This window comes from Neisseria sp. P0008.S010 (assembly GCF_051962715.1).
Lineage (GTDB): Bacteria > Pseudomonadota > Gammaproteobacteria > Burkholderiales > Neisseriaceae > Neisseria > Neisseria elongata.
Genome location: NZ_JBQCVA010000067.1, coordinates 1 through 8,542, shown reverse-complemented (window position 1 = coordinate 8,542; position 8,542 = coordinate 1). Strand labels below are relative to the sequence as shown.

General features: G+C 51.1%; 9 protein-coding genes, 1 tRNA gene and 1 pseudogene. 6 read left to right on the top strand and 5 right to left on the bottom strand.

From position 1 onward, the window contains the following. Positions 1–48: 48 nt before the first annotated feature. Positions 49–195 carry a helix-turn-helix domain-containing protein gene (locus ACTHSL_RS11795; protein WP_440381552.1) on the bottom strand — a complete coding sequence of 49 codons (147 nt, stop codon included), beginning with the start codon at positions 193–195 and terminating at the stop codon, positions 49–51. Between the two features lie 140 nt (positions 196–335). On the opposite strand from ACTHSL_RS11795, the gene ACTHSL_RS11790 reads away from it, so the two are divergent. Continuing rightward, on the top strand, positions 336–716 hold the full coding sequence (locus tag ACTHSL_RS11790) for a glycine-rich domain-containing protein (protein WP_440381551.1): 381 nt from the start codon (positions 336–338) through the stop codon (positions 714–716). Positions 717–865: 149 nt separating this feature from the next. On the opposite strand, the gene thrS is transcribed toward ACTHSL_RS11790, so the two are convergent. The 3 genes from thrS to lgt form a co-directional block, all read right to left on the bottom strand. Next, positions 866–2,773 carry a threonine--tRNA ligase gene (gene thrS / locus ACTHSL_RS11785; protein ID WP_440381550.1) on the bottom strand — a complete coding sequence of 636 codons (1,908 nt, stop codon included), beginning with the start codon at positions 2,771–2,773 and terminating at the stop codon, positions 866–868. Positions 2,774–2,828: 55 nt separating this feature from the next. Further along, positions 2,829–2,905 (bottom strand) — tRNA-Val (locus tag ACTHSL_RS11780). 82 nt (positions 2,906–2,987) lie between these two features. Further along, on the bottom strand, positions 2,988–3,857 hold the full coding sequence (lgt, locus tag ACTHSL_RS11775) for a prolipoprotein diacylglyceryl transferase (protein ID WP_440381549.1): 870 nt from the start codon (positions 3,855–3,857) through the stop codon (positions 2,988–2,990). A 159-nt stretch (positions 3,858–4,016) separates the two neighbouring features. On the opposite strand from lgt, the gene hemE reads away from it, so the two are divergent. From hemE to ung, 5 genes are all read left to right on the top strand, one after another. Further along, complete coding sequence (gene hemE, locus ACTHSL_RS11770) at positions 4,017–5,078, top strand: uroporphyrinogen decarboxylase (protein ID WP_440381548.1); 1,062 nt, start codon at positions 4,017–4,019, stop codon at positions 5,076–5,078. 196 nt (positions 5,079–5,274) lie between these two features. Beyond that, a complete protein-coding gene (locus ACTHSL_RS11765; RefSeq protein ID WP_440381547.1) occupies positions 5,275–5,721 on the top strand; it encodes a hypothetical protein in 447 nt (148 codons plus the stop codon). Continuing rightward, positions 5,718–6,308, top strand: coding sequence for a phosphatase PAP2 family protein (locus tag ACTHSL_RS11760; protein ID WP_440381546.1), 591 nt, complete (start codon positions 5,718–5,720; stop codon positions 6,306–6,308). The genes ACTHSL_RS11765 and ACTHSL_RS11760 overlap by 4 nt, the downstream gene beginning before the upstream one ends. Before the next feature lie 301 nt (positions 6,309–6,609). Further along, positions 6,610–7,614, top strand: a complete 1,005-nt coding sequence (locus ACTHSL_RS11755) for a hypothetical protein (RefSeq protein ID WP_003773782.1) — start codon at positions 6,610–6,612, stop codon at positions 7,612–7,614. A gap of 75 nt (positions 7,615–7,689) precedes the next feature. Continuing rightward, positions 7,690–8,349 carry a uracil-DNA glycosylase gene (gene ung, locus ACTHSL_RS11750; RefSeq protein WP_440381545.1) on the top strand — a complete coding sequence of 220 codons (660 nt, stop codon included), beginning with the start codon at positions 7,690–7,692 and terminating at the stop codon, positions 8,347–8,349. A gap of 30 nt (positions 8,350–8,379) precedes the next feature. Here the strand turns inward: ung and ACTHSL_RS11745 are convergent. Beyond that, positions 8,380–8,542 (bottom strand): annotated as a pseudogene (locus tag ACTHSL_RS11745) (IS30 family transposase); the annotation flags it as partial.

Genomic DNA, 8,542 nt, shown 5'->3' with positions numbered 1-8,542 from the left:
TGCTTCTTTGGATTAGGTTTTCGTATTTCATTTGGAAATTGTAAATCTTCAGGATACTTTCGCAAGAGGTCTATTGATACGTCCCTGCTCCATCTTTGAATAGGTACTCGTTGCCAAACCTAATTTCTCTGCCATATCTTCTTGAGATAGACCACTCCGCTCCCGTATCCATTTTATTTTTTCATTTATCTTCATATGACTCTCTTTTTTATGACTAGCAGGTAGGAGCATTTAAGATATCTACTATCAATTCTCTGCTCTGGCTCAAGAAACCATCCTACTCTAAACTTACAAAAATTTTCTCCAACCAACCACTTAACATAGAAGGTAATTAAATGTTTCCCCAAACAATCGAAAATCTTGATTTAGAACCAATGATGGTCAAAGCTATGGACAAAGAAGAAGGACTCGGCTGGACTTTGGAGATGGCAAAAAACATTGCCGAAGAGTACCGAAAATATCTCACCTTGTGTCTTGAATATCCTGATGAAGCCATTGTCCCATCTGGTATGGTTGATGATTTTTGGCATCTGCATATCTTGGATACGCAGAAATACGCGGAAGATTGTCAAAATATCTTTGGTTATTTTTTACACCATTTCCCATATTTCGGTATGCGCGGGCAAGAAGATGCCGATAATCTGCGCGAAGCATGGCAAGATAGTTGCCAAAAATATGAAGCTCGTTTCGGTAAGCCCGACAAGACTTTTTGGTAGAGCAGTGCACGTTGCTCCAAATGCGGTAGAAGTTGCAAAAATAACGCAACAAATGAACATCGTCCGCGTTTAGCTGCATAAAAATTACTATTTACTTATCCAAAATTCAGACGGCCCGAAAATAAATATTCAAGTCATCTGAATTCTTATCAGACAAGTATTTTTTGATTTTCTTGTTGCAACATTGCGATAAACTCATCGAGATCCAAAGAACCCAAGTCTTCTGCTTTGCGGCGTACGGCCACTTTGTTTTCCTGCTTCTCTTTATCGCCGACAACGATTTGATAAGGGAAGCGGTATTGGCTGTTATCACGGATTTTGTAACCGATTTTTTCATTACGCAAATCCAGCTCTACACGGAAGCCTGCAGCCTGCAATTTAGCAGCCACTTCACGGCAGTAATCCGCTTGATTTTCGGTGATATTCATAATCACCATTTGAACCGGCGCCAACCACAACGGGAAAGAACCTGCATGGTTTTCAATCAAAATACCGATAAATCGTTCCAAAGAACCCAAGATGGCGCGGTGCAACATTACCGGACGGGCACGATCATTGTTTTCGGTTACATATTCTGCATCTAAGCGTTCCGGCAATACAAAGTCCAGTTGCAGCGTACCACACTGCCAAGAACGTCCTAATGCGTCTTTGACGTGATATTCGATTTTAGGTCCGTAGAACGCGCCCTCACCCGGCAACTCGTCCCATTCCACGCCGCAAGCAGTCAATGCTTCGCGTAGACCTTGTTCTGCCTTATCCCACACGTCGTCTGAACCGGCGCGCTTCTCAGGACGCAGTGAAAGCTTGACGGATACATCATGGAAACCGAATTGCTTGTAAATACGAACCAGCAATTCATTGAATGCGCGCGCTTCGCTAACGATTTGATCTTCTGTGCAGAAAATATGTGCGTCGTCTTGCACAAACCCGCGAACACGCATCAGTCCATGCAATGCGCCGCTCGGTTCGTTGCGATGGCAAGAGCCAAACTCTGCCAAACGCATCGGCAAATCACGGTACGAGCGCAAACCGTTATTGAAAATCTGAACATGTCCGGGACAGTTCATTGGTTTAACCGCATATTCGCGTTTTTCCGAACTGGTTACGAACATATTATCTTTGTAGTTATCCCAATGACCGGATTTTTCCCAAAAGGTTTTATCCATGATCTGAGGAGTTTTGACTTCTTTATAACCGGCAGCATTCAGTTCTTTACGCATATGCTGCTCGATAGTTTGCCACAAAGCCCAACCTTTAGGATGCCAAAACACCATACCCGGCGCTTCGTCTTGCAAGTGGAACAAATCCAGTTGTTTACCCAATTTGCGATGATCGCGTTTTTCTGCTTCTTCAATGCGTTGGATATAGGCTTTTAATTCGTCTTTTGTCGCCCAAGCCGTACCGTAAATACGTTGCAGCATTTCATTATTACTGTCGCCGCGCCAGTATGCACCTGCCAACTTGGTCAGCTTGAAGTTTTTCAGGAAACGGGTGTTCGGAACGTGCGGACCGCGGCACATATCGACATATTCCTGATGATGATACATACCCATAGCTTCAACTTCGGGCATATCTTCAATCAGGCGCAGTTTGTATTCTTCGCCGCGATCTTGGAAAATTTTGATGGTTTCGGCACGCGGAGTCATGATTTTGATTACATCATAATCTTGTGCAATCAACTCTTTCATTCGCGCTTCGATAGCGGCAACATCTTCAGGGGTAAATGGTTTTTCCGTTGCGATATCGTAATAAAAGCCCTCTTCAATGACGGGGCCGATAACCATTTTTGCATTAGGATAGAGCTGCTTAACTGCGTGGCCGACAAGGTGGGCGCAAGAGTGGCGGATGATTTCAACGCCTTCGTGATCTTTTGGGGTAATGATTTGGACGGTTGAATCTTCGGTAATCGGATCGCACGCATCGACCAATTTGCCGTTTACCTTACCCGCCACTGTCGCCTTCGCCAAACCTGCTCCGATAGACGCGGCAATCTGTGCCACAGTAACGGGCGATTCGTACTGGCGGACTGAGCCGTCCGGCAAGGTAATGTTCAACATCAAAAAAGCTCCAAAACATTAAAAAATAACGGCAAAAAATGCCGTTTGGAAAATTTGGTAGGCACGATTGGATTCGAACCAACGACCCCCACCATGTCAAGGTGGTGCTCTAACCAACTGAGCTACGTGCCTGTATTTGAGAAAGCGCGGATTGTAGCCGAAGGCGGGCAAACTTGGCAAGCGTATCGACACTCTCGCATCCGGTTTGTTGTTTTCAGACGGCTTCTTTCTGCACATCCTTCCCTTTTTGACCGAAATAGACAAAACCGGCCACACCTAACAACACCATCGGCAGGCTCAACCACTGCCCCATCGACAAACCAAAAGTCAGCAGACCGAGATAGTCGTCGGGCTGGCGGGCATATTCGGCGATGAAGCGGAATACGCCGTAACCCGCCAAAAACAACATAGCTGTTTGCCCGACCGGCCGGGGTTTGCGCGAGAACCACCACACCAGCACAAACAGCATCAGACCTTCTAAAGCGAACTGGTACAACTGCGACGGATGACGCGGCAGAGCGCCGTATTGCAACAGCCATTCCGCCCATTGCGGATTACTTTGCGCCAAGTGCGCATCGACTTGCGCCGCCTGCGGGAAACCCATCGCCCAGAAATTCGACGGATCAGTAACCCGCCCCCACAATTCGCCGTTGATAAAATTGCCGATACGCCCCGAAGCCAGTCCGAGCGGCACAAGGGGGGCGATAAAGTCCAATACCTGCATCCATTTCAAGCCCTTCCTGCGGGCAAACAGCCAACTGGCGACGACCACGCCCAAAAAACCACCGTGAAACGACATGCCGCCCTGCCACACTTTAATTATTTCCGCAGGGTGGCTGAAATAGTATTCCGGCTGATAGAACAGCACAAAACCGAGCCGTCCGCCCAAAATCACACCCAACACACCCCAAGTCAGGAAATCATCCAACATTTCGGCCGTAAACGGCGTATTACCCTGACGGATACGGCGGCGGCCCAGCCACATGAACAGCACGAAGCCGACGATATAGCTGAGTGCATACCAACGCACGGCCAGCGGGCCGAGTTCGAAAGCGGCAGGATTGAATTGCGGGTGGATAAGCATACGGTATTCCTTGATTTTGGCAGGCGGCCATTATACGCAAAGCATCCGACGGCGCAAAACGCGCCTTTCAGACGGCCTCTCCTCCCGCAAACGTGCGGATTTCCGAACCTGTGGTTTATAATGGCCGTCCGTTTCCCAACCCACCCTCCGGCAACAGTTATGACCACCTTAAAAAACGACACTTTCCTCCGCGCCCTGCTCAAACAGCCCGTCGAATACACGCCGATTTGGATGATGCGCCAGGCGGGGCGTTATCTGCCCGAATACAAAGCCACGCGCGCGAAAGCGGGCAGCTTTCTCGATTTGTGTAAAAACACCGAATTGGCAACCGAAGTTACCATCCAACCCTTAGAACGCTTCGATTTGGATGCAGCGATATTGTTCTCCGACATTCTGACCGTTCCCGACGCAATGGGCTTGGGACTGTATTTTGCCGAAGGCGAAGGTCCGAAATTCGAACGCGCCTTGCAACACGAAGCCGATATCGCCAAGCTGCAAGTTCCCGATATGGAAAAACTGCAATACGTTTTCGACGCGGTAACTTCCATCCGCAAAGCATTGGACGGCTGCGTACCGCTTATCGGCTTCTCCGGCAGCCCGTTCACACTCGCCTGCTACATGGTCGAAGGCGGCAGCAGCAAAGAATTCCGCACCATCAAAACCATGATGTACTCGCGCCCCAATTTGCTGCACAAAATCCTCGACACCAATGCCCAAGCCATTACCGCCTACCTCAACGCCCAAATCGACGCGGGCGCGCAGGCCGTGCAGATTTTCGACACTTGGGGCGGCGTCCTGAGCGATGCGGCGTTTAAAGAATTCAGCCTCAAATATATCCGCCAAATCGTTGCCGGATTGAAACGCGAAAGCGAAGGCAGACGCGTTCCCGTTATCGTGTTTGCTAAAGGCGGCGGGCTGTGGCTGGAAAGCATGACGGAAATCGGCGCAGACGCATTGGGCTTGGACTGGACGTGCAACATCGGCGAAGCACGCCGCCGCGTCGGCAATCAAGTCGCCCTGCAAGGCAACTTCGACCCGTTTGCCCTCTTTGGTACGCCTGAATCCATCCGCACCGAAGTCGCGCGCATCCTAGCCGATTATGGATACGGCAGCGGCCATGTCTTCAACCTCGGACACGGCATCAACCAACACGCCGACCCCGAACATGCCAAAATCTTGGTGGATACCGTACACGAACTGTCGCGCCAATATCACGTTTGATTAAACAAAAGGAAATAAAGAGGCCGTCTGAAAGCGAGACCTTACTTTCAGACGGCCTTTCCTCAACAAACAGCTTGTATAAAGCGGCACATAAACAGACTTCGCCAACCGGACACAACCGTTCCAAATCGAACCGATCCGGCAAAAGGCCGTCTGAAAAATCAAACCGCCATCCGCAAGCAATACATAAAACGGCATGAATACCACTCAAGCCGCCCTCACCCGCAACCGCCCGAAAGGACAGCCCGTGCAGTGGAAAAAATCACTGAATGAAATCGAAGAAATGGTTTGCCGGCAAACCGAACGGCACATCCGAATCATACAAACCGACCGCAACGCCATCCGTATCGAAGACAAAGTCGGTTTGGATTTGGTTTTGGAACAAGTGTATGATGACGGCCTTTTGTTTGGCTACCGCCTGCCGTTCGGCCTGAACGCCATCGCCAAAACGGCAGGCAAAATATTGGCCGGCCGGGTTCGGACCAAAAAATTGAATTGGGATGCGGAACAGCAGCAAATCCGTGTCAATCTGTCCGTATTCGGCCAAATCAAACCTCTGTTCGCAAACCACAAACTGGTTTCGGCAGAAATCGACAACAACCAACTGTGTTTGAATTTTTCCCCTAAGGAAACCAACCCATGACATTCAGCGACTATTTTATAAATTTGATATTAAGTGCCGTATTGATTATCGGTGCCTACCAATTTTACTTCTTTACCCAACGGCATCCCTTGCGCAAACCCATCGTATGGGACTCCGTCGTCGATGAAGAAATCCCCTTCCGCCCGCGCTGGTCGTGGGTGTACAGCTTCCTCTACTATCCGGCCATCCTCTACCTCAACCTGATTGCGACCGACCACCGCCACTTCATCATGATGGCCTTCAGCTTCTTAGTCCTACTGTTTATGCAGATGCTGTTTTTTTGGCTGTTCCCCGTCTCCACGCCGCCGCACTGGCGCAACATCAACCCGGGTAAAACCCCGTCGGAATGGTTTTTACAGTTTGTGCAGAAATTCGACCAATCCAGCAACTGCTTTCCCAGCATGCACGTTTCCGTCGCCATGCTGACTGCGCTGCACGCCATGCCGGTCATGGGCGGATGGGCATTCCTCTTTCCCGTCTTAATCGGAATTTCCTGCATATTTACCAAGCAGCACTATCTCATCGACCTGCCGGCCGGTGCCGCACTGGGCGCGTTTGCCTATTGGCTGTACCTCCCGGCAGCCTGACGGGCAGGCACACGCGGCAAATATCTGTTATACTGTTAATGGAAATTATCGGCTATTGTAAACAATCTATAAAAAACACAGAAATTACTGCTTCACGGAATTCATTAACCCGAAAACGGCCTTTGCGGTTCGTCCGAATTTGAGACGGGTCGATAGTGCGGTAATGGCGGGGTTTGGATACGGCAATAGAAGTGCCCGACTAAAATCCCGTCCGTTTCGGAGCCGCCCTGTTCGAAAGCCAAACCCGGCCGAAACCGCAGGCATCCCGTACCCTGCCGTCGATTTACAAAGGGAGAACACCATGAACGAAAACGAAATATCTGTCAAACAGCCGCCGCGACTGTTTTCCAAAACACAAAAAATCCTTGCCGAACTCGAAGCCAATCTCAACGGCCCGCTGCTTTGCTATTGGAACAGCAATGGCGGCAGCATCTGCCGCAACGACGTGCTGGCCCTTTACCGCATTCTCGAGCACGTCGATCAGCACGACACCGTTTACCTGTTCATTAAAAGCGACGGCGGCTCCGGCAAAGAAGCCCTGCGCATGATCAACCTTATCCGCAGCCACTGCCGCAACCTGGTCAGCCTCATCCCGCTGCAATGCGCTTCGGCCGCCACCATGATGGCCATAGGCGCGAACGAAATCCGCATGGGTTCGATGGCCTACCTCAGCTCCGTCGATACTTCCCTCACCCACGACCTCTCCCCGATAGACCGCGATAACGACCGCGTTTCGGTCAGCCTCGACGAACTCAACCGCGTCGTCAAACTGTGGAAAAACAACACGGAAGACACCGGTTCCAACCCCTACAAATCCCTGTTCGAATACGTCCATCCCCTGGTTATCGGCGCGGTGGACAGAGCCGAATCGCTATCGATCAAACTGTGCGAAGAACTGCTGTCCTATCACATCATCGACCCCGTCCGCGTCCACAGCATCGCCGAAACCCTCAATTCCGGCTACCCCACCCACAGCTATCCGATACTGACCAAAGAAGCCCGCCGCATCGGCCTGAACGCCCGCGAACTCGACAAACCGGTAAACGACCTGCTGCTTGCCCTAAACGCCTGTTACAGCGAAATGGGGCAGCGCGCCGTTACCGACTTCGACGACACCCGCTCCCACTCCAATGAAATCCTCAATATCTTGGAAGCGCGCAACGTACAAGTGTTCTACCAAAACGACAAAGAATGGTTCTACCGCACCGAAGAACGCCGCTGGCTGACCTTAAACGACAACTCCAACTGGCACGTTACCGAATCCATCAAAGGCAAAGTGCAGCATTCCATCCTCCACCTATCCTAAACGGAAGGCCGTCTGAAAACAGGCAACCCGCCTTTTCAGACGGCCCCAACATAAAACACCACCGGCAAAACCATTATGCAAACTTGGACAGAAGCCCTCGGCAAAGAAAAGCAACAACCCTATTTCCGACACATCATCGACACCGTCAAAGCCGAACGCGAAAGCGGGCAAACCGTCTATCCGCCTGCCGCCGACGTCTTCAACGCCTTCAAAGCCACCGAATTTAGCCAAGTCAAAGCCGTCATCCTCGGCCAAGACCCCTACCACGGCGAAGGACAGGCGCACGGACTGGCCTTTTCCGTCCGTCCGGGCATCGACATCCCGCCCTCCCTGCAAAACATCTACAAAGAACTTGCCGACGACATCCCCGGTTTCCGCATCCCAAACCACGGCTGCCTGCAACACTGGGCGGAACAAGGCGTCCTCCTGCTCAACACCGTCCTCACCGTCCGTGCCCGCCAAGCCCACTCCCACGCCGCACTGGGCTGGGAAACCTTTACCGACACCGTCATCCGCCGCTTGGCCGAACAACGCGAACACCTCGTCTTCATCCTCTGGGGCAGCCACGCGCAGAAAAAAGGCGCGTTCATCGACCGCGGCCGCCACCTCGTCCTCACCTCGCCGCACCCCTCCCCCCTGTCGGCCTACCGCGGCTTTTTCGGCAGCAAACCCTTCTCGCAAACCAACGCCTACCTGCAAAAGCACGGCCAAACACCAATAAACTGGCAGGTCTAACGGCAAACAAAAGGCCCTTGAATTCAGATTTCAAGTGCAACACCCGGGCATTAGCGGTTGGAACAGATTCAAAAATAAAACACTTGCCGTTTCGTAGCCAAGAGTTTTTCTTGGCTGGTGGTTCAACTCATCTTGAACCCTGCGTATCTCCCGATCGCTGATGTTTCGGAAATCGGTTTGTTTGGGGAAATAT

Bases quoted from the DNA above. Each gene is read 5' to 3' on its own strand.
- ACTHSL_RS11765 (WP_440381547.1), top strand. From the start codon at position 5,275: ATGAATACCACTCAAGCCGCCCTCACCCGCAACCGCCCGAAAGGACAG.
- ung (WP_440381545.1), top strand. From the start codon at position 7,690: ATGCAAACTTGGACAGAAGCCCTCGGCAAAGAAAAGCAACAACCCTAT.
- hemE (WP_440381548.1), top strand. From the start codon at position 4,017: ATGACCACCTTAAAAAACGACACTTTCCTCCGCGCCCTGCTCAAACAG.
- thrS (WP_440381550.1), bottom strand. From the start codon at position 2,773: ATGTTGAACATTACCTTGCCGGACGGCTCAGTCCGCCAGTACGAATCG.
- ACTHSL_RS11790 (WP_440381551.1), top strand. From the start codon at position 336: ATGTTTCCCCAAACAATCGAAAATCTTGATTTAGAACCAATGATGGTC.
- ACTHSL_RS11795 (WP_440381552.1), bottom strand. From the start codon at position 195: ATGAAGATAAATGAAAAAATAAAATGGATACGGGAGCGGAGTGGTCTA.
- ACTHSL_RS11760 (WP_440381546.1), top strand. From the start codon at position 5,718: ATGACATTCAGCGACTATTTTATAAATTTGATATTAAGTGCCGTATTG.
- ACTHSL_RS11755 (WP_003773782.1), top strand. From the start codon at position 6,610: ATGAACGAAAACGAAATATCTGTCAAACAGCCGCCGCGACTGTTTTCC.
- lgt (WP_440381549.1), bottom strand. From the start codon at position 3,857: ATGCTTATCCACCCGCAATTCAATCCTGCCGCTTTCGAACTCGGCCCG.